22 protein-coding genes and 2 pseudogenes are annotated in these 21,886 nt (G+C 70.1%); 10 read left to right on the forward strand and 14 right to left on the reverse strand.

Translation table 11 applies throughout. The annotated features are described in order from the left end of the window. The 3 genes and pseudogenes from AC0ZLC_RS13990 to AC0ZLC_RS14000 all read right to left on the reverse strand — a co-directional run. A pseudogene (locus AC0ZLC_RS13990) lies at window positions 1-78 on the reverse strand (IS5/IS1182 family transposase); the annotation flags it as partial. Between the two features lie 120 nt (window positions 79-198). Further along, window positions 199-711: a hypothetical protein gene (locus AC0ZLC_RS13995; RefSeq protein WP_476752264.1), complete on the reverse strand. Its 513-nt coding sequence runs from the start codon at window positions 709-711 to the stop codon at window positions 199-201. 64 nt (window positions 712-775) lie between these two features. Further along, window positions 776-1,365 (reverse strand): annotated as a pseudogene (locus AC0ZLC_RS14000) (ISL3 family transposase); the annotation flags it as partial. A 162-nt stretch (window positions 1,366-1,527) separates the two neighbouring features. Here AC0ZLC_RS14000 and AC0ZLC_RS14005 point away from each other — a divergent pair. Next, window positions 1,528-2,199 carry a hypothetical protein gene (locus tag AC0ZLC_RS14005; RefSeq protein WP_476752265.1) on the forward strand — a complete coding sequence of 224 codons (672 nt, stop codon included), beginning with the start codon at window positions 1,528-1,530 and terminating at the stop codon, window positions 2,197-2,199. A gap of 14 nt (window positions 2,200-2,213) precedes the next feature. Here AC0ZLC_RS14005 and AC0ZLC_RS14010 read toward each other — a convergent pair whose 3' ends face one another. The 7 genes from AC0ZLC_RS14010 to ku form a co-directional block, all read right to left on the reverse strand. After that, entirely contained in the window at window positions 2,214-2,804 is a 591-nt protein-coding gene (locus tag AC0ZLC_RS14010; protein ID WP_476752266.1) for an SMI1/KNR4 family protein, read from the reverse strand. A gap of 95 nt (window positions 2,805-2,899) precedes the next feature. Continuing rightward, entirely contained in the window at window positions 2,900-3,274 is a 375-nt protein-coding gene (locus AC0ZLC_RS14015; RefSeq protein WP_476752267.1) for a hypothetical protein, read from the reverse strand. 79 nt (window positions 3,275-3,353) lie between these two features. Continuing rightward, a complete protein-coding gene (locus AC0ZLC_RS14020; RefSeq protein ID WP_476752268.1) occupies window positions 3,354-3,767 on the reverse strand; it encodes a DUF4279 domain-containing protein in 414 nt (137 codons plus the stop codon). A 27-nt stretch (window positions 3,768-3,794) separates the two neighbouring features. Beyond that, window positions 3,795-5,459, reverse strand: a complete 1,665-nt coding sequence (locus AC0ZLC_RS14025) for a putative T7SS-secreted protein (protein ID WP_476752269.1) — start codon at window positions 5,457-5,459, stop codon at window positions 3,795-3,797. Next, the gene (locus AC0ZLC_RS14030) at window positions 5,459-6,118 is read right to left on the reverse strand and encodes a hypothetical protein (RefSeq protein WP_476752270.1); all 660 of its coding nucleotides are present in this window, start codon (window positions 6,116-6,118) and stop codon (window positions 5,459-5,461) included. Before AC0ZLC_RS14030 ends, AC0ZLC_RS14025 begins: the two co-directional genes overlap by 1 nt. Next, window positions 6,115-6,579 (reverse strand): hypothetical protein, encoded by a 465-nt coding sequence (locus AC0ZLC_RS14035; RefSeq protein WP_476752271.1) that lies wholly within the window; start codon window positions 6,577-6,579, stop codon window positions 6,115-6,117. The genes AC0ZLC_RS14030 and AC0ZLC_RS14035 overlap by 4 nt, the downstream gene beginning before the upstream one ends. Before the next feature lie 560 nt (window positions 6,580-7,139). Continuing rightward, complete coding sequence (gene ku, locus AC0ZLC_RS14040) at window positions 7,140-8,264, reverse strand: non-homologous end joining protein Ku (protein ID WP_476752272.1); 1,125 nt, start codon at window positions 8,262-8,264, stop codon at window positions 7,140-7,142. 51 nt (window positions 8,265-8,315) lie between these two features. Between ku and ligD the strand changes: the two genes are divergently transcribed. Continuing rightward, a complete protein-coding gene (gene ligD, locus AC0ZLC_RS14045) occupies window positions 8,316-9,200 on the forward strand; it encodes a non-homologous end-joining DNA ligase (protein ID WP_476752273.1) in 885 nt (294 codons plus the stop codon). Between the two features lie 29 nt (window positions 9,201-9,229). On the opposite strand, the gene AC0ZLC_RS14050 is transcribed toward ligD, so the two are convergent. After that, entirely contained in the window at window positions 9,230-10,174 is a 945-nt protein-coding gene (locus tag AC0ZLC_RS14050; RefSeq protein ID WP_476752274.1) for an alpha/beta hydrolase family protein, read from the reverse strand. A gap of 180 nt (window positions 10,175-10,354) precedes the next feature. Here AC0ZLC_RS14050 and AC0ZLC_RS14055 point away from each other — a divergent pair, with 180 nt between their 5' ends. Next, window positions 10,355-10,945: a TetR/AcrR family transcriptional regulator gene (locus AC0ZLC_RS14055; RefSeq protein ID WP_476752275.1), complete on the forward strand. Its 591-nt coding sequence runs from the start codon at window positions 10,355-10,357 to the stop codon at window positions 10,943-10,945. A gap of 358 nt (window positions 10,946-11,303) precedes the next feature. On the opposite strand, the gene AC0ZLC_RS14060 is transcribed toward AC0ZLC_RS14055, so the two are convergent. Further along, window positions 11,304-12,107 (reverse strand): nuclease-related domain-containing protein, encoded by an 804-nt coding sequence (locus AC0ZLC_RS14060; protein ID WP_476752276.1) that lies wholly within the window; start codon window positions 12,105-12,107, stop codon window positions 11,304-11,306. 116 nt (window positions 12,108-12,223) lie between these two features. On the opposite strand from AC0ZLC_RS14060, the gene AC0ZLC_RS14065 reads away from it, so the two are divergent. The 6 genes from AC0ZLC_RS14065 (at window position 12,224) to AC0ZLC_RS14090 (ending at window position 18,403) form a co-directional block, all read left to right on the forward strand. Beyond that, window positions 12,224-12,730: a protein-tyrosine phosphatase family protein gene (locus AC0ZLC_RS14065; RefSeq protein WP_476752277.1), complete on the forward strand. Its 507-nt coding sequence runs from the start codon at window positions 12,224-12,226 to the stop codon at window positions 12,728-12,730. A gap of 113 nt (window positions 12,731-12,843) precedes the next feature. Then, on the forward strand, window positions 12,844-13,626 hold the full coding sequence (locus tag AC0ZLC_RS14070) for a hypothetical protein (RefSeq protein ID WP_476752278.1): 783 nt from the start codon (window positions 12,844-12,846) through the stop codon (window positions 13,624-13,626). After that, a complete protein-coding gene (locus AC0ZLC_RS14075; RefSeq protein WP_476752279.1) occupies window positions 13,623-14,942 on the forward strand; it encodes an ATP-binding protein in 1,320 nt (439 codons plus the stop codon). Before AC0ZLC_RS14070 ends, AC0ZLC_RS14075 begins: the two co-directional genes overlap by 4 nt. A gap of 70 nt (window positions 14,943-15,012) precedes the next feature. Further along, on the forward strand, window positions 15,013-15,480 hold the full coding sequence (locus AC0ZLC_RS14080; protein WP_476752280.1) for an SH3 domain-containing protein: 468 nt from the start codon (window positions 15,013-15,015) through the stop codon (window positions 15,478-15,480). A 101-nt stretch (window positions 15,481-15,581) separates the two neighbouring features. After that, complete coding sequence (locus AC0ZLC_RS14085; RefSeq protein ID WP_476752281.1) at window positions 15,582-16,949, forward strand: FtsW/RodA/SpoVE family cell cycle protein; 1,368 nt, start codon at window positions 15,582-15,584, stop codon at window positions 16,947-16,949. Continuing rightward, the gene (locus AC0ZLC_RS14090) at window positions 16,946-18,403 is read left to right on the forward strand and encodes a penicillin-binding transpeptidase domain-containing protein (protein ID WP_476752282.1); all 1,458 of its coding nucleotides are present in this window, start codon (window positions 16,946-16,948) and stop codon (window positions 18,401-18,403) included. Before AC0ZLC_RS14085 ends, AC0ZLC_RS14090 begins: the two co-directional genes overlap by 4 nt. Window positions 18,404-18,688: 285 nt before the next feature. Here AC0ZLC_RS14090 and AC0ZLC_RS14095 read toward each other — a convergent pair whose 3' ends face one another. Then, on the reverse strand, window positions 18,689-19,570 hold the full coding sequence (locus tag AC0ZLC_RS14095) for a hypothetical protein (protein WP_476752283.1): 882 nt from the start codon (window positions 19,568-19,570) through the stop codon (window positions 18,689-18,691). Between the two features lie 59 nt (window positions 19,571-19,629). Continuing rightward, window positions 19,630-20,739, reverse strand: a complete 1,110-nt coding sequence (locus AC0ZLC_RS14100; RefSeq protein ID WP_476752284.1) for a ferritin-like domain-containing protein — start codon at window positions 20,737-20,739, stop codon at window positions 19,630-19,632. Between the two features lie 153 nt (window positions 20,740-20,892). On the opposite strand from AC0ZLC_RS14100, the gene AC0ZLC_RS14105 reads away from it, so the two are divergent. Next, window positions 20,893-21,822, forward strand: coding sequence for an AurF N-oxygenase family protein (locus AC0ZLC_RS14105; RefSeq protein WP_476752285.1), 930 nt, complete (start codon window positions 20,893-20,895; stop codon window positions 21,820-21,822). Window positions 21,823-21,886 lie beyond the last annotated feature (64 nt).

The following is a 21,886-nucleotide window of genomic DNA, read 5'->3' on the forward strand; positions in this document are numbered from 1 at the left end:
CCTCGCGAACTGCCCCTCGGTCAGACCCGCAAACGGCTCGATCCACTTCGGATCACCTGCAGAGATCACCCCAGCCATGCCCGACCAACGCCCCAGCCGCACCACTGGTTACGGGACAACCTCTAGCTGGCTTTATCGAGTAGTAGTGGTTCTGGCTGGCTTTTCGTGAACCGGTCACAGTGGGTCATGCGACACAGCTCAAAGGCTGTGGTTCTGGTGCATTTCTATGGCGAGAAAGTCTCGCGCGGCAAAGGTGACGCGGTCGCGAATGTGCTGCTGGTCCGGAAGCTGATCGTTCGGCAGGTCGAGTGCCCTCGCCAGATCAACAATAGGTTGCAGCGCGCCGGGGTAGTCGAGTTCGGCTGCAGACTCCTGATAGATCAGTTTGGCTCCGTGTATGGGATCGAGTCGGCACGCCACGATCTGGCCGGCCCACCACCGGGCCGTGGTCCATCGCGCCTTGGCAAGATCGTCCGAGGCCAACGGCAGCACCATCAACTCTTCCAGCACAAGGTCGAACAGCTCGCGGGCCTGGGCGTACTCACCACGCGCGAGGCCGGCCAGCAGTGGAAGCGAGGGAGCCTCGATGTCGGCCATCAGGGCGTCCAGGCCCAACTGGACCAGATAAGCGTCCGAGGGGCGCTGCCAGGGTTCCATGGCCAAGTCTGCAGCGGCCATGCGGATCAGGCTGATCGCTACTACTGCGTCCACGCTGTCGCCCTCTCATCATGTGCCCGTAGAGGGATGTCCTATCACCGAAAGCCGGGCCGTTTGATCAGGTGGCCAGCAATATGCGCTTGCGTAGCAGGCTGAAACCGGGGCGGCCGAACTCCTGGCGCTTGAGCATCTTGATCCGGTTGATGTGTCCTTCGACGACGCCGGAGTTCCAGGGCAGGGTCAGGCTGGCGATGACCGCGTCGTGGTCTCGGTCGATGCCGCCCGCGAGAGTGTGGAGGCTGGGAAGGTCGTCCTGGCGGACGGCGTCGAGTCACTGCGAGAGTCGTTCTCCCTGCCGCTCGGTGAGCATCTGGGCGAAGGACGGACGTGACCGGTCAGGGCGTCGAGGTCAGGGCAGTTGGCCAGGACGGCATTGAGCCGGAGCTGTTCGATCTCGGTCAGCATCCCGGGTCGGCTGGGAATCCACCTCGTCACCACGCGCGGTGCCGGCGGTTGCGCGGTGACCGCCCGCTGCGAGGTGCGCTTCTCCCGCAGGTAGGCGCTGATCCGGCCGTAGCTGCCTCGGTAGCCCAAGGGAACGATCTCCTCCCAGAGCTTCCGGGCGTTGGTGCAGCCCTCGTCCCAACGTTCGTCCAGATAGGGCTTGCACTCGTCGAGAACGGAGGTCCTGTTGTGCTGCCACTGGCCCGGTGAGCATGCACAAAGGCACGGCAACCCGTCTACCTGTTCGGGAAGTTGACGGCTACGTTGGACGGGCACCCCGTCAACTGTCCTGGGGGTATACGAGTCGAGGTCCGAGCCATTGGTTCTCTGGCACTTCTGCCCCGCCGTACCAGGTAGCGTCCGCCTGTGAATCTCCACCTCTACAACGACGTTCCCAAGGGGCTGACCCGAAGGGCCCGGTCGTTTGTGCGTGCGCACGGCATCAAGGTCGACATCAAGTCGGTCGAGGAACACAGGGAGTGGTGGCTTGAGCGGGACATCCCGGCGGCAGTGATCGACCGGATGGGCGACTACCAGCAACGATGGGGCGGTCTGGTCTTGCCGCCCGGACCGCAGTACGACGGGGGCCCCAAGTACTTCCACCCTGACGCGCCGGAAGGTTCGTCCTCCGAGGGGTGGTCGTTCGAAGCAGGGGATCAGCGGACCGCGGTCCCCTACTCGTTCATGATCGGACCGACCGGTGAGTTCGGCATCCATTCACATCAGTGGACTCCGCTTCACGCGTCCGTCGAGGGATGGGTGGAGTCGCTCGCACTGGCCCACCATGCGTCTGTGTGGGCGAAGCAGATCACCAAGGTCACCGGCGACGCTGTGGACGACATCGAGCTGGACGCCTGCGAGTCGGTGCGAGAGGTGAGAGGGCTGGCGGACAAATGGTGGCGAGGAACCGATTCATTGGTGGCGATCTATTCAGGAGAAGCCGAGTCCCTGTCGTTCCCCGCGGCTCGCACTGCGTTGATCTACTCCGGCCTTGACGAGTGGGGGTTGCGAGGAGGCGTCAAGGACAGTGACGTATAAGAACGCTGGATCGATCAGCCTGACCGAGTTCTCATCGGTGGTTGAGTTGAGGATTCGCGACCAGGTTGGTCGCAGGTGGCCCGCCCGTCGAACCACAGTGAGCCCCGGTGCGGACCGGTGACAACGAGCAGGGTCATGAAGCCACAGCCGTTTTCCTGGATGAATACAGCGCCGGACGTCTTGCGCTCCTGGAACACCCCGTACTCAGCGTCCCACTGCTCCCATGCCGCCCGGTAGGCGTCGTGGTCAGGGAAGTCCTGCATCAGCGGCTCGCGCGCGTCCAGCTCGTCCTCGAAAGCACGGTAGGAGTCGGGATGCGGGAAGTCAGTAGTGAGCAAGTCGTAGTTGGTGCTTGAGTCCCCATGCCATCCCCAGCCCGCCGCGGATCGGCATAGACGGTTCACCGCACCGCCGGCGCTCTGCTGGAGCAAGTACTCTCGGTACTGGTCCGGTAACGCGATGCCCAACTGAGTCTCCGCTTCGCAGACCTCCACTTCGGACAGCGGCGGCGGGGAGGCGACCTGCCTCACGGGTGGACGGCTGAGCTCATCAAAGCGCCGCCCCCGAGCCACGCGTTCGTATTCCGCCATCCAATCGGTAGTCACACAGGTGAGGGTAGACGCGAGTAGTCCGTCAGGACTCTGCCGTGGCATGGATGCCCCCCACCAGGTTCTTGTGCTCAAGGCAGACTTGGCCTGCTTCACCCGAGCCAGGCGAGTGGGTCTTCCTCGTCCTCCCCGGATGCCTGGACCGTCGTGAAGGTGACCGGGACCTCCAGCTCGGCGAGGCCGGCGAGGACGTCTGGTGAGATGCGGAGTGCCGATCCTGACTCGGCGACGCCTGACACATCGACCTTCACCGACTTCCCGGCTGCCTTCAGCGCGTCGAGCGCCGGCTTGCGGGGGCCGAGGAGCGCGACGAGGTGCGCGGCTTGTTCGTCGGCGCTCTTCGAGTGCCGCTCGTCGACGGTGAGCGTGGCCCAGCCGGGGCCGGAATAGACATCCACACCTCCGGACGAGGACAGCTCTTCACCGGCGGCGAGTTGCAACTCGCCGAGCAGGGAAGCGGAGTCCACTTCCTGGCCTGCCACAACCAAGGACGCGCTCAGGTCGGCCCACGTCTTCAATTTCGCTCCAGGTTCCATGGTTGTTCTTTCAGCGTTCGTTCATGTTGGCCGCGACCCGAAGAGGGAATCCGAGAACGGAGATTCGCTTGACTTCCTCGGGCTTGAGGGTGAGGGCGCAGTCGTTCCCGGAAAATCCGTAGATGTCGACGATTACGTCATATCCCCGCTCGACCAGTTGGGCGAGCTCCGTCCGCTTGCTCTCCGTAGTGGAAAGGATGGTGTCCAACTGCTCGTGGAAGTCACGGCTGACGTTCGAGTTGCAGTTGATCCCCCATTCCCCGTCGACCTCGTCCGGACGACCCCATTTACTGGGTCCCGGGTTGCGCACACCAGTGGGCTCGATACCGAGGAAGGCCGTGATCTCCGCGGGCTCGAGATCACGTCCCTTGACGACGAGTGACACATCGGTCAGTACCCAGTGGCGCTTTTCTTCTACAGCCATGTACGGCTCCTCACAGATCAGGGGATTCTACTTGAGCTCACGGCACGCCGCCCAGTGCACATTTCCCATGCCGGGCTTCAGCAGTTCGCTCATCGCAGTCTCTTTGCCGACGGTCGTCGAATTCTCGAACACGCTGAAACCTCCGCCGCCCGTCGACGCGGGAGGCGCCAGCGTGTAGTTCGGGATGACATCGCCCGGACCGAACGTCTCCACGTAGCCTCCCGGATACACGCCTCGCTCGACGGTCAGGCCGTTGAGTCCGGGAAGTGCGTCTCCATGTTGCACGTAGAAAGAGACGTTGGTTCCCTCGGGCACCACGGTTTCGCCGGCTCTGGATGGCAGATAGCCGTGACCGGCGAAGACTTTCTCGCCGTCCAGACGGCCACCGGCCAGCACCCGGTCCGCATAGTAATGGCCCTCCGTGTCGGGCCACTTCTTGTTCACGATCTGCGGGTTGGAGTCGCGCAGCGCCTGCATGACGTCCGCGCGCTCGGGCATGGGGTCCCCGGAACCTCTGGCCGCCTGACGCTCGATGCCCTCCCTCGCTCCGCGTTGCGCCGCCGTCTCCAGACCCTCCTTCGTCGCCAGGCGCAGTCCGCCGCGGGCGAGACCGGCGCCTTTGGTGCCGATGAGTTCGGGGATGAGGCGGCCGACGAACTCGGACGGGTCCTTCTTGAAGCCGTCGACGGCGGCCTGGACGACCCGTTCGGGATGGGAGGCGGTGGAGACCAGGCCGGCCAGCGTCATGTTGACGTTCTGCAGGTAGGCGGCCGGGTGGGTGAGGTTGTACGGGTCCGTGGGGTTGAGGCCGCGGACGAAGTTGAGCAGTCCGGCCGTGCCCTTGAGCGCGCCGCCGACGACATGGGTGAGTTCGGTGTTGACGGCCTGGTAGCCGTCCACGAAGTCGTTGCCCAGGCGCTCCAGCGGCGGGGGTTCGGCGGGTGCGTGAGCCACGGCCGCCTTCACTTTGCCCTGCGCCTCGGAGGCGGCCGTGTTGCGCTGCCTGCGGGCCTCGGCGAGCTTCTCGGCGGCCGCCTTGACGTCCGCCTTGCCGGGGTCCTTGAACGGCTCGGGCCTCGGACCGGGGTCCTCGTTCGCCTTGATCTTCGCGTTGTAGGCGTCGACCTTCTTGTTGTACGCGTCGGCCGCGTCCTTGGACGCCTTCATGCCCTTCTTGTAGAGCTCCACCGCCTCCTTGGCCTGGCCCTGCGCCCACTTGACGGTGCCCGCGTACGCCTCCAGCGCCCCCGCCGCCGCCTCGCACGCCTCGGACGCTTGTGCCCACTTGGCGGGGTGGACGCCGAACTTCTCCCGGAACGCGGCGCCGCCCTCGCCCCGCCAGCCGGACGAGTCGACCTTCTTCAGTCCCGAACCGACCTTGTCGAAGGCGCCATGGAAGTCCTTGAGGTGCTTCGCACTCTCTCGGATCTTGTCCGGGTTGCCGTGGACGAGCTCGTTGGCCTCCTCGGTCTGGCCGAGCTGCTGCTCGCCGGGGGTGGCGCCCAGGTCCGAGGCGACCTCGTCGCCCCAGTCCTCCACACTGTCGGCCCAGTCGTGCGCACCGACCTTGTCCAGGCCCTCACCCAGCTTGTCCGTGGTCCAGTCGACACCTTCCCCGAGCTTCTCCTTGCCCGCGTCGTAGAGGTCTTCGGCGCCGCCCAGAAGCGAGTTGGTGAGGTCTCCGAGTCCCATCAGCCGTCAGCGCCCTGCTGTTCGGCCGCCTTGGCCCGCTCCTCTGGAGAGGGGCCGAAGGTGTCGTCCAGGAAGCCGTCGTACTCCTGGTCCGACACCCCGAGCGTGCCGTGCAGATTCTCGGGGTTGAGGCCCAGCGGGCCGACCGTGTGCGAGGTCATCACGTCCCGGCCGGCGTCCTTCCAGGCCTGCCCGCTGTTGGCCATCGCCTGGTCCAAGGATTCCTTGCTGTAGTCCACGTCGCCGCCGTAGACACCGGACTTGGCGAGGTCGCCCCAGCCCATCTTCTCCACCTCCTCCTCGGAGGCGTACGGATTGCCGATGGCCGAGTTGGCGACGACCTTGAAACTGCCCTCGACGTACTGCTCGGTCTCGTAGTACGTGCCCGCCGACAGACCCGTCTTCACGGCGAACCCGTTGCCCTCGTTGATCAGCGACCGCACGCCCCATTCCCAGCGCTCGCAGAACGACTTGAAGCCGGCGGTCAGCCCCTCGTGGCCGAGTTCCAGCCCGGACAGGGCGATGTCGCCGAAGCCACGCCCGGCACCGGCCTCGCCCACCATGCCCAGCTCCTTCAACTCGCCCAGCGCCTCCGTCAGGCCCTGGGCGATCAGGGCGAGCCCGTCCGCCTTGAGATCCTTGCCCCCGTCACCGGTCATGCCGCGCCCCCCGTCTCGAAGTCAACCGCCGCCCGGTCGGGAACGACGCCCCGCACCGGTGGAAACACCATCCCGTCCGGCCCGTCCGCGCAGTCCAGCGCCACCCCGCAGGGCACCCCGGCGGCCGGAACCGCCACATCCAGCAACCGCGCGCCGAGGACCGTCTGGTACGTCCACTTCCGCGCGAACTCGCCCCGTGCCTGCGCGTATCGTGCCAGCGCCTGCCCGTCGGAGAACGCCAGGATGAAGCGCACCCCGTTCCAGTCGGCGGTCAGCAGCCCGCGTTCAGCGTCCGGGCCGTCCGCCTCACCCAGCGGCACCAGCACCGCCGTATGCCGGAACTCCTCCAGCAGCTCCGCGAACCGCCGTCTGCGGGCGGCCACTTCAGGATCCTCGGCGACCGGGACCGGGGGCTGCTGCTCGGCCGGTGCCGGGACGTACTTGTCCACGTAGTCGGACAAGCGGGATCTTGGTCGGTGCGCGTTCGCCGTTCTGTCTTCCCCGTTGTTGGACACGGTCGCAATCATCACATCGGCGTGTCGGCCCGGACAATGAAGGGCTTACGAGGCTTTGATCACCGGCCTGACTGTGCTCGCCACGTTCAGAATTCGGAGCAAGGGCGCTCCGGTGACTCAGGTTTCTCGCGGCACGGGCATCCGGCATCCCGGCGCATCGGGATGCCCTCGGCGACCAGACACGCCGCACGTTCCCGTCCGTTCGGCGGTAGGCGGGGCGGCCGTTGTGCTCGGCGTCGCGTTCGAAGTGGTGGCGGAGCCCGTCGAGGTGGCGCACGAAGGTGAAGGATGTGCAAGTGCCGTCATGCCTTCGGCACTGTATGGGACGACGCTCGGCGGCTGAGGAGTTCTGGGCGCAGCCGAATGCAGGGCGCGTCTCACGGGCGGAGCCAGAGCCGGATCACCGCGGTGGTGACCGTGCTGTGGTAGACGTAGGCCCTCTTGTCGTAGCGGTTGCGGTTGGCGACGGCCCGGGAGTTCGCTGCGCCTCACCGGGACGCGGTGGGTCAGGCCGATGCGCGCTTGCGGGGTGCGGCCCTTTTCGCCGCGTTCTTCGTTCCGCTCTTCTCCGCGGACCTGGCCGTGGTCCCGGCCGCCTTCTTCGCGGCCGTCTTCTGGGCCGCCGTCGACTTCTTCTCCGCGGCCTTCTTCGCGCCTGTCGTCTTCGTGGCCGTCGTCTTCGCCGCCGCCGTCTTCTTGGCCGCGGTCTTCTTCGCGGCCGAGGTGGACTTCTTTCCGCCGACGTCCTTCGGGGCCGCCTCGGCCGATTTCCGCGAGGTCTGCTTGCGGGGTGACTGCTTGCGGGCCGTGAGGTGCGTGACCTCCGCCTCCTCCCCCGCCGGGGTCTCCTCGCCGCGGGACTCCTTGGCGGCGCGCACGCTCTTCTCCAGCGCGGCCATCAGGTCGAGCACCTTGCCGCCGTCCCCTTCCCGGGCGGGCGGACCGGCCGCCTCCTCGCCGGACGCCTTCGTGGCGATGAGTTCTTCGACGGCGTCGCGGTAGTCGTCGTGCAGATCCTCCAGGTCGACCTCGCCGAGGGTGTCCATCAGGGCGTCGGCCAGGTCCAGTTCCTGGTCGCGCACGGTGACGCCGGTCTCGGGGGCGACGCCCTCGGGCGCCCGGATCTCGTCCGGCCAGAGCAGGCCGTGCATGGCGATGACGTCGTCGACGACGCGCAGCATGCCGAGGCGCTCCCGCCCGCGCAGGGCGAACTTCGCGATGGCGACCTTGTTGCTGCGCTTCAGCGCCTCGCGCAGCAGGGTGTACGGCTTGGCTGCGGGGACGCCGTTCGCGGAGAGGTAGTACGCCGTGTCCATCTGGAGGGGGTCGATCCGGTCGGCCGGGACGAAGGCGACGATCTCGATGGTCCGGGCGGTCGGGATCGGGAGCTGGGCCAGGTCGTCGTCCGTGATCGGGATGATCGTGCCGTCGGCGTCCTGGTAGCCCTTGCCGATCTCGCCGGTCGTGACCTCGCGGTCCTCCAGTTCGCAGACCTTGCGGTAGCGGATGCGGCCGCCGTCCTCCAGGTGGATCTGGCGGAAGGAGATGGAGTGGCTCTCCGTGGCGTTCACCAGTTTGATCGGGATGCTGACCAGGCCGAAGGAGATGGCGCCGTTCCAGATGGATCTCACGTGCCGCACCTTTCAGGTCGATATCACCTGGTTTCGTGGGATTCTCATCGTATGACGCCGATTACCGAGGTGGAGGGGCGACGGCTCGCGCTGAGCAACCTGGAGAAGGTCCTGTATCCGGCGACCGGCTTCACCAAGGGCGAGCTGCTGCACTACTACGCGACGAACGCGGGCGCCCTGCTGGCGCACCTCCACGCCCGGCCGCTGTCCTTCCTCCGCTACCCGGACGGTCCGGACGGCCAGGTCTTCTTCGCCAAGAACGTGCCGCCCGGTACGCCCAGCTGGGTCACCACGGCCGAGGTCCCGCGTTCGGAGGGTCCCGCCCGGATGGTGTTGATCCAGGATCTGGCCAGCCTGATGTGGGCGGCGAACCTCGTCACGGAGTTCCACACGCACCAGTGGCGGATCGAGTCGCCCGGGTGCGCCGACCGGATGGTCTTCGACCTCGATCCGGGGGCGCCCGCCACCGTCGTCGAATGCTGCGAGGTGGCGCTGTGGCTGCGGGAGCGGCTGGCGGCGGACGGGATCGAGGCGTACGCGAAGACGTCCGGTTCGAAGGGGCTGCACCTGCTGGCGGGGATCGAGCCGACGCCGTCCGACGAGGTGTCGGCCTACGCCAGGAAGCTCGCCGTGGAGGCGGAGGGGGCGCTGGCCGGCCGGGTCACCCACCGGATGACCCGGAGCCTGCGGCCGGGGAAGGTGTTCGTCGACTTCAGCCAGAACGCGGCACGCAAGACGACGGCGACCGCGTACACCCTGCGGGCCCGGACCGCGCCGAGCGTCTCCGCGCCGGTGACGTGGGACGAGGTCGCGGACTGCACGGACCCCGGCCACCTGGTCTTCCTGGCCGCGGACATCGAGCCCCGCCTCGCACGGTACGGGGACCTGCTGGCACCGCTGCTGGACCCCGGCCACGCGAGGCCGCTCCCGAAGTGAACGGCCCCGCATGGCCGGGGCCGGGCGGCCTACTTGCTCTGGAGCTTGCCGAGCGGGTGCGGGTACTCCTCCAGCGCGGCGCGCGCCGCCTCCCCGACGGAGTCCTCCGGGTGCAGGGCGCTGCGCAGGTAGGCCCAGGTGAGCCGCTGGATCAGGGCGACGCGTGCGGGGCTCGCGTCGGTCGTCTCGGCGGCGTCGTGGCCGGAGACGCCGCCGAGCGAGTGTTCCGCGCCGAACAGGGTGAGCAGACTCTTGCGTCCCGGGCTGAGGAAGTAGGGGTCGGTGAACCAGTCCGGCCCGCGGGTGGTCAGCGCGGACTGGTCCTCGTCCCCGGCGACGACGAGGGTGGGGACGGTCATGCCGTCGAAGGACGGGTTCATGAAGGGGAAGTGCTCGGCCGCGAACGGTGACAGGTCGTCTCCGCCCCGCCCGGTGCAGGCGAGCAGCACGCCCGCGGCGACTCTCGGGTCGGAGAAGTCCTCGCCGGGGTTGCCCTCGGCGTCGAGGACGCGCGCGCCGAGCAGCGTACTCACCGTCTGGGCCCCCCAGGAGTGGCCGGCCACGGCGATGCGGTCACGGTCGACGCGGCCGCGGAGTCCCGGCACGGCGGCCTCCAGGACGTCGATCCCGTCGAGGGCGCGCTTGACGTCCTCGATGCGGAAGCGCCACATGCGCGGCGTACGGGGATCTTCGGCCGGGATGCCGAGCGTCCGCGAATCCAGATGGGTGGGCTGGAGGACCACGAAGCCGTGAGCGGCCCAGAAGTCCGCCAGCGGGGCGTAGCCGTCCATCGAAGAGCCGTAGCCGTGCGAGAACACGATGACGGGCAGGTCGGTGCCGGTCGCGGGCGCGGACACGCGGACCTGGAGGTCCTCACCCCGGCCGGGGGCAGGCAGGACGACGGGCTTGACGGACACGATCGGGGCGGGCGCACCCGCGCTGTCCGGCAGGATCGCGGTGGTCGAGACGGGCATGGCCGTACTTCCATTCGGTAGCTGTGCGACGGCCGCGCGGGGCCGGCACTTGGTCGCCGGAACGGCGCCTGGCATCATAAGGAAACGGAACCTTGTTCCGGAAACGACGATACGGAACGACGTTCCGCTTTGGCAAGCCCGTAATGGTTTCGGCAAGCCCGTAATGAAGGGAGCGACGCGGTGAACGACAGCGACGAGGGAGCGGGACAGCGGGCCCGGCCCAAGCGGAGGGACGCCCGGCGCAACGAGGGGACCCTGCTCGACGCGGCCGCCGCCGTTTTCGTCAGGTCGGGCGTCGAGGCGCCCGTGCGCGAGATCGCGGCCGAGGCCGGGGTCGGGCTGGGCACGATCTACCGGCACTTCCCGACGCGGGCGGATCTCATCATCGCCGTCTACCGGCGACAGGTGGACACCTGTGCCGAGGCGGGGCCGGAGCTGCTGGCGAGCAGCGCGACCCCGCATGCCGCGCTGGGGCGGTGGATCGACCTCTTCGTGGACTTCCTGGTCACCAAGCACGGGCTCGCCGCGGTCTGGCAGTCAGACGATGCCGGCTTCGAGGCGCTGCACGCGTACTTCCTCGACCGGCTCCTGCCGGTGTGCGCCCAGTTGCTGGAGGCAGCGGACGGGGCGGGGCAGATTCGGTCCGGGATCGACGCGTACGGGCTCATGCGGGGGGTCGGGAATCTCTGCATCGGAGCGGAAGGTGACCCCCGCTATGACGCGCGCCGCCTGGTCGAGCTCCTCATCGCGGGCCTCCGCCGCCCTCAGTGACCCGGGTGCGTCACCGCTGGGGCAGGGACAACCCCCTGGCCCGCAGCAAGCCGCCACGACCCGCACCCGCCCGCCCGCAGAAGGGGCCGTGCCGGTACATCACATGCCCGTTGCAGGTCGGGCGGACAACCCCGGCGCACCCCCGTGACACGTGCACGCCCGACATGCAACGGGCGGATGCACCGGCACGGCCCGACCCGCCCACCGGGCCAAGGCGCCCCACCCACCGGGGCAAAGACGCAACGGGACGGACCCACCGGAGCGAAGGCGCACCGGGACGGACCCACCCACCGGAGCAGAGGCGCAACCGGGCGGACCCACCCACCGGAAAGCGGGCGCGGCACGGCACCCGCACCGCTCACACCCGCACCCACGTCCCCCGGTCCCGCGCCATCGCGTGCAGCGCCTCGACGTCCGCCGGTTTCAGGACGCCGCCCAGGCGGGCCAAGGACGGCACGTCCGCATCCCGCAGGATGCGGACCGCACGCGGCGGAGCGGTCACCGCCACACCGGCGGGTTCGGCCAGCACCAGCACGGGCCTGACCTCCGCCGTCAGGGCGTACGACGCGCGGTCCGCCTCCGCCCGCACCTCCCGCAGCAGCGGCTGCGGCTCCCGGCGCCCCACCGTCACCATCGGGTCGGCGACGAACACCCGCTGCCTGCGGGCATACAGGGTCCGTACGGAGAACAGCCCGCCGGGACCGATCACGAGGTGGTGCAGACGGTCCCCGCCGGGCAGCGGCACCGAGTGCAGCGTGTGCCACCCCGCGCCGTCCAACTCGTCGAGGGCCCCTCCGACGGCCTGCTCGACGGCCAGCGCCCGCCGCCGCGGATCGGGCCGCAGCCGGTGCGCGGGCCCCGGATCACGGTCGAGGGCGATCAGCAGCGCCTCGCCAGGCCGGTTCGGCGCCAGGTCGTCGTCCGGATGCAGGGTGAGGCGGGCGAGCTCTGCGGGCGTCGGGACGGGTGGCGGTCCCACCGTCACAGGCCCGGTCAGGAAGGGCCCGAGCGCGTCGAGCACGTCCTCGCGCCGGTCCTCGCTGAGCACACTCACCCGGGCCGCCTCACGGTCGTACCAGGCGACGTTGCTCCCGTCCGTACGACAGACGTACAGCCGCTCCTGGCCGTGCCGCCAGGTCGGTATGACGCGCAGTCCGCTCATGCACCATCACCCCATGACCATGGGAACAGGAGGGGTGCTCCAGGGGCAAGAACCCCGATACCTTTGGAGGAGTCGGCCGGGCCCGAGGCCGGGGACCGCCATGGGGGGAGGCACCTTTGCGGACCCGCGGTAAGCATTCCGACGTACCGGCCCCGGACAGCGCGTGGAACGAGATCGTCCCCGGTCTGTGGATGGGCGGCCACGAGTTCCGGGCACACTCCGGACAGCACGAGTTCGCGGTGGTCCACGACGAGTTCGACCTGGTCCTGACCCTGCTGCGGCTCCCCGGACACGGTCCGGACCCGGGCGTGGAGCACCACGTGTGGCCGATCCCGGACGGCCCCCTCGACGGTACGCAACTGGCGGGCGTGATGCGTCTGGCGCAATCCGCGTGCGAGGGGCTCGACGACGGCAGACGCGTGCTGGTCCGCTGCTGGCACGGCTACAACCGGTCGGGGCTCGTCGTGGCGCACGCCCTGATCCGCGCGGGTCGCGCCCCCGACGAGGCGATCCGCCTCATCCGTGCGCGCCGCTCGCCGTGGGCCCTGCACAACGAGCTGTTCGTGGAGTACCTGCGGTCAGGCCTGGCGACGGCCCGCCTTCTCGAGGAACTCGCCGAGTAGCGCGGCGCCCCGACCCGGCGCACAAGGGAGGTTTCCCGCCGAGGACCACCGTACATAACGCGCATAAGGTGGACCGGACAGTCTCGTCGCGTCGCCCCGCACCCAGGAGCCCAGTGACACCGGACCGCCCCGACCATCCCGCGCACCGCCCCCACCCCACGCACCGCTCGCGCCCCGCGCTCCCCCACCGGCGCACCACCTTCGCCCCGGCCGTCGCCCTCGCCGCTCTCCTCCTCGCGACCGTCACGGCCTGCGGTGACCCCGGCGACCTGCGCGGAGCCGGATCCACGCCGACGGCCGTGGGTCCGACGCGGCTGTGGCCGGAGGTGCCGCCCGCCTCGACGCCCGCCCTCGACTACGGCGAGGCGGACACCGAGACGGTCCGGGGAGTCACGGCGCCCCGCGACGACATCCACCGCGTGGACCCGCTCGACGTGGTGCGCGCCGAGGTGGCCGCGCACCCGGACGAGTACGGCGGCCCGCACGCCTCGTACGCCGAGACGGCGGACCGGCTCGAGGACTGCGGCGGCGGGGCCGCACACGGCGGAAAGTGCCCGGTCCTGCGCGCCTACTACCGGGACCTCACCGGCGACGGGAAGGACGACATGGTGCTCGGCATCCGCTTCCCCGGGAACCAGCTGGCGGTGCGGGTGTACACGTTCATGAAGCACGAGCTGGTCCAGATCATGGGCACCGCGGACAGCACGGCCGGCGTCGAGCTCGCGGGCCGGGCCGTGATCATCCGCTCGCCGTCGACGCTGCCGGGTTACGAGTACCGGACGGTGTGGACGTGGGACCGGCACCAGCACGCGATGCTGGCGACCCGGGACGAGATCCTGCGCGTGGGCACCCCGACGCCGAGCGGGTCGCCGGTGCCGTCGGCGAGCGCCTCGTGAGACCGGGCCTGCCGCGGTGGACGGCCACCCTCACCGGGAAGGCGGCGGCCTTCATCACGGTGATGTGCTGCGCGCTGGCCGCACTGCTCGGGCTGCTCGTGCACGTGTCGGTGACCAATCACACCGTGGGCGAGGCCCGGACGCAGGCGCTGGACCGGCTGACCGCGGCTACGGAGTCGTACGAGGCGGGGGACCGGCTGCCGCCGGGCGCCGGCGTCGACCCGCCGGGGCTGCCCGCGCGGCTGAGGGCCCTCGCGGCGGGCGGGCGGCGCGGCACGATGGTCGGCGAACACGACCCGCGCCCCACGATGTGGGCGGCGGGACCTGCCGAGGAGGGACACGCGCTCGCCGTACGGGTCGACTACGCGCAGGGCGCCCACACGATCGACGCGCTGGACGAGGCGATCGTGTGGTCCTCGGCGCCGGCCATCGGCGCGACGCTGCTGGTGGGCGCGTTCGCGGTGACGCGGGTGACCCGGCGACTGCACGGGACGGCGCAGGTGGCCCGGCGGATCAGCGCGGGGGATCTGGACGCGCGGGTGGACGATCCCCGTACGAAGGATCCGACGCGACGCCAGGACGAGGTGGCCGCGGTGGCCGGTGCGCTGGACACCATGGCGTCGACGTTGCAGGGCAAGCTGCTGAGCGAGCAGCGGTTCACCGCGGACGTGGCGCACGAGCTGCGCACCCCGCTGACCGGGCTGCACGCGGCGGCCGAGCTGCTGCCGCCGGGCCGCCCGACGGAGCTGGTCCGCGACCGGGTAGCCGCCCTGCGCACGCTCACCGAGGATCTGCTGGAGATCTCGCGGCTCGACACGGGGGGCGAGCGGCCCGCCCTCGACGCGATGCGGCTCGCGGCGCTCGCGGAGCGGGTGGTGCGGGAGTCCGGCACGGAGATCCGCGTGGTCCGGGACGTCTGGGTGGAGACCGACCGGCGCCGGCTCGAACGGGTGCTCGGCAATCTGGTGGCGAACGCGCACAAGCACGGGCGGCCCCCGGTGGTGCTGACCGTCGACGGGCCGTTGGTGACCGTGCGGGACCACGGTGAAGGGTTCCCGGCGTACCTCGTGGCGCACGGACCGCAGCGGTTCCGCACGGAGGGCGGCGCCAGGGGGCACGGGCTCGGCCTGACCATCGCGGCCGGCCAGGCCGAGGTGCTGGGGGCGCGGCTCACCTTCGGCAACGCCGCGGACGGCGGAGCGGTCGCGACGCTGACGCTCCCCCGGGCCGGGACGCGGCCCCCGCCGACGGGGCCAAAGGCGCCGCCGGACCTCGCCGCGGAAACACCTCCGGGTCTCTCCGATGGCGCAGCGTGACGGGCGTACCGGCGGCGCCCCTCCTAGTGTGGCGAACAGTCAGCTGCGCCCCGTTCACGGAGGAGCCCCCATGACCCTGCGGTCCACGCTCACCCACCTCGGCATGGTCGCCGCCGGCGGCGCCCTCGCCACGCTGGCCGCCACGACCGCCCCGGCCCTCGCCGACGGCCGGGACTCCGACTCCGGCGAGAACCAGGTCAGCAGCAGCCAGGACCAGGACGACACCCAGGGCTGGAACGAAGGCGGCCAGGGCTGGAACAACAGCGGCCGCGACTGGAACCACGACGGCAACCACAGCCCCAGCCTCTACACCGGCCGGGTGACGGCCCGGAGCGGGCTGGTGCTGCGCGACGCGCCGACCCGCGGCAGCGCGGTCGTCCGCGTCGAGCCCTACGGCGCGACCGTCCACATCTTCTGCAGGACGAGCGGTCAGCAGGTCGGCCACGACAACCTCTGGTACCTCCTCACGGACGGCACCTGGGCCTGGGGTTCGGCGAAGTACATCGCCACCGCCGGTGCGGCCCCCCGCTGGTGCTGACCGCGCCACCCCGCGCGCACCGCACTCCGAGACAGACTGCGTTGGCCCGTTTGTAGCGACATAACAGGACATCGGGGTCCCACGCTTGCTACGTTCCGGACATGATCGAGGCCGGAACCACCGTGGCAGCGGATCCGCCCACCTCCGCCGTACGCCTGCCCCGGCGCCGCGGCGTCGAGTTCACCCTCCTCGTGGTCGCCGTCCTGCTCTCGGTGTACGGCTACTGCGCCGTCGGTCTCGCACAGCACGGCACCCTCCCGCCCGGCGCCGCCGGTTACGGCGCCGGGCTCGGCGTGCTCGCGCTGCTGGCCCACTTCGCGGTGCGCCTGCGGGCGCCGTACGCGGATCCGGTGCTGCTGCCGATCGCCGTGCTCCTCAACGGCCTGGGCCTGGTGCTGATCTACCGGCTCGACCTGGAGACGCCGCACGACCAGGCGGCCACCACCCAGCTCGTCTGGTCCACGCTCGGCGTCGCGTTCTTCATCGTGGCCGTCGTCGCGCTGCACGACCACCGGGTGCTCCAGCGCTACACCTACGTCAGCGTGGTCGCCGCGCTCGCCCTGCTCACCCTGCCGATCTTCTTCCCGTCCGTGAACGGCGCCCGGATCTGGATCAGGGTCGCGGGCTTCTCCTTCCAGCCGGGCGAGTTCGCGAAGGTGCTGCTCGCGGTCTTCTTCGCCGGCTACCTGGCGGCCAACCGGCACGCGCTCGCGTACTCGGGCCGGCAGATCTGGCGGTTCACCCGGCTCCAGCTGCCGACCGGGCGGGTGCTCGGGCCGATCGTCGCGATCTGGCTGCTGAGTGTGGGCGTGCTGATCCTGGAGCGGGACCTCGGCACCTCGCTCCTCTTCTTCGGCCTCTTCGTGATCCTGTTGTACGTCGCCACGGGCCGCACCGGGTGGATCGCGGTGGGGCTGCTGCTCGCGGTGGTCGGCGCGGTCGCCGTCGGCCGGCTCGAACCACACGTGCACAGCCGGGTCGAGGACTGGCTGCAGCCCTTCGCGTCGATCGAGGCGGGCCGGGGACCCAACCAACTCGCCCAGTCGCTCTTCGCGTTCGCCGCGGGCGGTGTGACGGGCACCGGTCTCGGCCTGGGCCACTCGATCCTCATCGGCTTCGCCGCCAAGTCGGACTTCATCCTGGCGACGGCCGGCGAGGAGCTGGGCCTGATCGGGCTCTGCGGGATCTTCCTGCTGTACGCGCTGCTGGTGGAGCGCGGCTACCGGGCCGGCATCGCCCTGCGCGACCCGTTCGGGCGGCTGCTGGCGATCGGTCTCGCCTCGATCCTGGCGCTGCAGGTCTTCGTCATCGCGGGCGGGGTGACCGGGCTGATCCCGCTCACCGGAATGGCGATGCCGTTCCTCGCCCAGGGCGGCTCCTCGGTCGTCACCAACTGGATCATCATCGCGCTGCTCATCCGGATCAGCGACTCCGCGCGCAGTCAGTACGACGGGACGGAGGGGCCGTGACCCGCTACATCCGCCGAGCGGCGGTGCTGTGCGCGGTGCTGCTCGTCGCGCTCCTGGTGAACGCGGTCCGCGTCCAGCTCGTCGAGGCGCCGTCGTACGAGGACAACCCGGCCAACCGCCGGGGGACGATCGCGCGTTACGGCCAGCCGCGCGGGAACATCGTGGTCGGCGACGGACCGGTCACCGGGTCCAAGGACACGGGCGAGCAGCTCCGCTACGAACGGACTTACCGGAACGGGCCGTTGTACGCGCCGGTCACCGGTTACGCCTCGCAGGTGTACGGGACCTCGCTGCTGGAGAACGCGGAGGACGGTGTCCTGTCGGGCGCCGATCCCCTGCTGGCCCCGCTCCCCCTGTGGAACGGCTTCACGCGGGCCAGGAGTCCGGGCGGTGAGGTGGTCACCACCATCCACGCGGCGGCGCAGCGGGCGGCGTTCGGCGGACTGGGCGCGCGCCGGGGTGCGGTGGCCGCGATCGAGCCGTCCACCGGACGGATCCTCGCACTGGTCTCGGCGCCCTCGTACGACCCGGGACGGTTGTCGGGCACCGGCCCGGCGGTGAAACGGGAGTGGGCACGGCTGAACGGCGACGAGGCCAGGCCGATGCTCAACCGGGCCATCCGGCAGACGTATCCGCCGGGTTCGACGTTCAAGGTGGTGACGGCGGCGGCGGCGCTGGACTCGGGCACGGTGACCGACCTCGACGCGCGGACCGAGTCCCCGGACCCTTACACGCTGCCGGGGACCACGACCCGGCTGACGAACGAGGTGCCGGACTGCCGGGACGCCTCCCTGCGCTACGCCTTCGAGTGGTCCTGCAACACGGTCTTCGCGAAGCTCGGCGTGGAGGTGGGGCTGGACGACATGACCAGGTCGGTGACGAACTTCGGTTTCAACGACCGCGAGTTGCGGATTCCGTTGTCCGTCGCGCCGAGCAACTTCGACACCCGGCTGGACCGGGCACAGCTGGCGTTGTCGTCCATCGGGCAGTTCGACACCCGGGCGACCCCGCTGCAGATGGCGATGATCTCGGCGGCGGTGGCGGGCGGCGGCTCGGTCAAGGCTCCGTACCTGGTGGAGCGGACGACCACCGAGGCGGGCACCCCGGTGCGGACGAAGGGCACGAGGACGCTCCACCAGGCGATGCGGCCGTCGACCGCCGCGAAGCTGCGGCAGATGATGACGGACGTGGTGGAGAAGGGCACCGGCGCGAACGCCGCGATCCCGGGGGCCACGGTCGGCGGCAAGACCGGCACCGCCCAGCACGGCATCGGCAACTCCGGGACGCCGTACGCCTGGTTCATCTCCTGGGCGCAGGCGGCGGACGAGATGCAGCCCGCGGTGGCGGTCGCGGTGGTGGTGGAGGACGCGGCGGCCCGCCGCGGGGACATCAGCGGCGGCGGGGACGCGGCGCCGATCGCCAGGGCCGTCATGCAGGCCGTGCTCGACTCGTGAGCGCGGGCGGGCGCGGGCGGCGGCCGCTGCGCCGCCCACGGCCACCCACCCTGCGGACACTGTTCCCGCCGGGCCCGGCGAGAGCGGCGGGCCCGGCGGGACCGTGGGCGGGCGGGAGCGGCGGGCAGGCGAGAGCGGCAAGCCGACGGGACCGTGGGCCGGCGAGGGCTACGGACCGACGGGGCCGTGGGGCCCGACGGGATCGTGGGGCCGGCGGGAGTTGCCGAGCCGACCGTGGTTCCGGCCCCGTCCGCCGTGGCGTCCCCGTGACGCCGCGGCGACCCCTCAGCCGATCGGCTTCCTGATCTCCGAGCGCACCTCGACCGCGGTCTTGGCGGCCGCCTCCAGATCCACGTCGGAGGGGTCCTTCGTCATGCTCTCCGCGGTGATCTCGGCGACGGAGGCACCGGTGTTGCCGTCCACCCAGCCGCACATCGGGATGGTCATCGTCGTGCCCAGCTGGTCCTTGGTGAGCACCTGGCAGGTGATCGTGGTGTCCGAGCCGGCGGGCTTGAAGTCCTTCGGCGGTACGGCCACCTTGGCACCGTCGGACTCGGCGGCGCCCTCCATCATCTTGTCGCGGGCGGTGCCGGTGTTCTTGAACCTGCCGTACATGCCCGAGATGACCAGGTTGCCCTTGGTGGTGTCGCCGCCGACGCTGTACTGGCCGACCACGGCGGTGACGTCCCGCGCGTCCCAGGCGCCGTCCGCCTCGCCCTCGACCTTGGAGCCCTCGGAGTCGGAGAGGTCCTGGGCGAGTTCGTAGCGCTCGTCGAGCAGGGTCTTGGGCAGCGTGAGCTTGAACTCCGCCTCGGGGAAGCCGCTGTCGGTCTTCGAACCGATCACCGCGAGCCCCACGACGATCACGACGACGAGGGCGACGACTCCGCCCACGATGCCGAGGACGAGACCCACCCGGCTCTTCTTGGGGGGCGGCGCCATCGGGGGCGCACCCCAGCCGTAGGGCTGCTGGCCGGGCTGGCCGGGCTGACCCGGCTGCCCGTAGGGGGCTCCCTGCGGCGCTCCGTAGGGCGCGGCCTGCTGGCCGTACGGGCTCGGGGGCGGCTGCTGACCGTAGGCCGGCGCGGGCGGCTGTCCGCCGTACGGGCCCTGGGGCTGCTGCCCGTACGGGTTCTGCGGATGCTGGGGCGGTGGAGGCGTGGACACGCCAGAACCGTACTCCAGACTGGTGAACCGCGGTGACCCGGCCGGAATCCGCCGGAACGTCAGTCCTCCGTCGCCCCCGACTCGATCGCCTCCCGTACTTCCGCCACCCGCTCCCGTTCCTCGGCCGCGAACCGCTCGGCGTCCAGTTTCTCCGCGATCTCCTCGTCCTGGGCCATCAGGAGGTCGAGGTTCGAGTCGCCCATCTCGAAGACGCCCATGTCGACGTAGGCCTGCTGGAGGCGCTTGCCCCACAGGCCGATGTCCTTGACGCAGGGGACAATGCGGCTGAACAGCAACCGCCGGAACAGGTGCAGGAATTCGGACTGCTCGCTGTACTCCGCGGCCTCGGCCCTGGGGATGCCGAAGTTCTCCAGGACCTCGTCCCCGCGCAGCCGGTCGCGCATCAGGTAGCAGCCCTCGATGACGAACTCCTCGCGCTCGCGCAGTTCGGCGTCGGTGAGCTGCTTGTAGTAGTCGCGCAGCGCCATGCGGCCGAAGGCGACGTGCCGGGCCTCGTCCTGCATCACGTAGGCGAGGATCTGCTTGGGCAGCGGCTTGTCCGTGGTGTCGCGGATCATGCCGAAGGCGGCGAGTGCGAGGCCCTCGATGAGGACCTGCATCCCGAGGTAGGGCATGTCCCAGCGGGAGTCGCGCAGGGTGTCGCCGAGGAGCGCCTGGAGGTTGTCGTTGATCGGGTAGAGCATCCCGATCTTCTCGTGCAGGAAGCGGGAGTAGATCTCCGCGTGGCGGGCCTCGTCCATCGTCTGGGTGGCCGAGTAGAGCTTGGCGTCCAGGTCGGGGACGGACTCGACGATCCGGGCGGCGCAGACCATTGCGCCCTGCTCGCCGTGCAGGAACTGGCTGAACTGCCAGGACGCGTAGTGCTTGCGCAGCTCGCCTCTGTCCCGGTCGGTCATCCTGGCCCAGTACGGCGTCCCGTGGAGGGTCATCGCCTCGTCCGGGGTGCCGAGCGGATCGTACGGGTCGACCTCCTGGTCCCAGTCGATCCGCTTCCGGCCGTCCCACTGCTTGTCCTTGCCCTTCTGGTACAGGGCGAGCAGGCGGTCGCGTCCGTCGTCGTACTCCCAGCTGAAGCGCGCGGCCCCGTTGGCCGGCACGCTCCATTGAGGGTCTCCCGCGTTCATGGCATAGAGCTCATACGTCGGCATACCTGGCAGGCTCACACGAGGCGGACCCGGGGTCAACAAGTCGCGCACAGGGGATTGACGAGCTTGCTGACAAGCAGTCTCATAAGACGTGACCGCCGGTAACCCTGGTGTGCCCGGCTCCTGTTCATCCGGTACGACGAGGTGGGAACAGTCATGACGACAGTCACGGAAGCCGATGTGCTGCGCGACGCGCTCGGCCTGCTCAAGGACCGGGAGCAGGTGGCCGAGCGCCTGCTCGACTCTTCCGCCAAGCACTCCTTCGACCCGGACAAGGAGCTGGACTGGGACGCCCCGTTCGAGCCGGGCAAGTGGTTCTGGCCCCCGGAGCTGGTGTCCCTCTACGACACCCCCCTGTGGAAGCGGATGAGCGAGGAGCAGCGCATCGCGCTCTCGCAGCACGAGGCCGCGGCCCTCGCCTCGCTCGGCATCTGGTTCGAGATCATCCTGATGCAGCTGCTGGTGCGGCACATCTACGACAAGGCGGCGACGAGCGCCCACGTGCGGTACGCGCTCACCGAGATCGAGGACGAGTGCCGCCACTCCAAGATGTTCGCGCGCCTGATCAGCCGGAGCGGGACGCCCCACTACCCGGTCAGCCGGGCGCACCAGAACCTGGGCCGGCTCTTCAAGACCGTCTCGACCACGCCCGGTTCCTTCACGGCCACCCTGCTCGGCGAGGAGGTGCTCGACTGGATGCAGCGGCTGACGTTCCCGGACGAGCGCGTGCAGACCCTGGTCCGCGGTGTCACGCGCATCCACGTCGTGGAGGAGGCCCGCCACGTCCGGTACGCCCGCGAGGAGCTGCGCCGCCAGATGATGACGGCGTCGCGCTGGTCGCAGGAGTTCACCCGGGTCACCTCCGGCGAGTTCGCCCGCGTCTTCTCGCAGGCCTTCATCAACCCCGAGGTCTACACGAACGTGGGTCTCGACCGGCACGAGGCCGTCGCCCAGGTGAAGGCCAGCGGTCACCGCCGCGAGGTCATGCAGACGGGCTCCAGGCGCCTGACCGACTTCCTGGACGACATCGGAGTGCTGCGCGGGGCCGGACGCCGGCTGTGGAGGTCGTCGGGGCTGCTGGCGTAGCCGTGTCCGGGGAGCCGCGCCCCGCGGTCGCGGCGTGCCCGGGGGCGAACACGGTTACGCTGCC

Source organism: Streptomyces sp. GLSS-08 (assembly GCF_056387915.1).

What these genes read in the sequence shown, in the direction of transcription:
- AC0ZLC_RS14020 (WP_476752268.1), bottom strand. Translation starts at nt 3,767, where the DNA reads ATGGCTGTAGAAGAAAAGCGCCACTGGGTACTGACCGATGTGTCACTC.
- AC0ZLC_RS14025 (WP_476752269.1), bottom strand. Translation starts at nt 5,459, where the DNA reads ATGGGACTCGGAGACCTCACCAACTCGCTTCTGGGCGGCGCCGAAGAC.
- AC0ZLC_RS14030 (WP_476752270.1), bottom strand. Translation starts at nt 6,118, where the DNA reads ATGACCGGTGACGGGGGCAAGGATCTCAAGGCGGACGGGCTCGCCCTG.
- ligD (WP_476752273.1), top strand. Translation starts at nt 8,316, where the DNA reads ATGACGCCGATTACCGAGGTGGAGGGGCGACGGCTCGCGCTGAGCAAC.
- AC0ZLC_RS14050 (WP_476752274.1), bottom strand. Translation starts at nt 10,174, where the DNA reads ATGCCCGTCTCGACCACCGCGATCCTGCCGGACAGCGCGGGTGCGCCC.
- AC0ZLC_RS14060 (WP_476752276.1), bottom strand. Translation starts at nt 12,107, where the DNA reads ATGAGCGGACTGCGCGTCATACCGACCTGGCGGCACGGCCAGGAGCGG.
- AC0ZLC_RS14080 (WP_476752280.1), top strand. Translation starts at nt 15,013, where the DNA reads ATGACCCTGCGGTCCACGCTCACCCACCTCGGCATGGTCGCCGCCGGC.
- AC0ZLC_RS14085 (WP_476752281.1), top strand. Translation starts at nt 15,582, where the DNA reads ATGATCGAGGCCGGAACCACCGTGGCAGCGGATCCGCCCACCTCCGCC.
- AC0ZLC_RS14100 (WP_476752284.1), bottom strand. Translation starts at nt 20,739, where the DNA reads ATGCCGACGTATGAGCTCTATGCCATGAACGCGGGAGACCCTCAATGG.
- AC0ZLC_RS14105 (WP_476752285.1), top strand. Translation starts at nt 20,893, where the DNA reads ATGACGACAGTCACGGAAGCCGATGTGCTGCGCGACGCGCTCGGCCTG.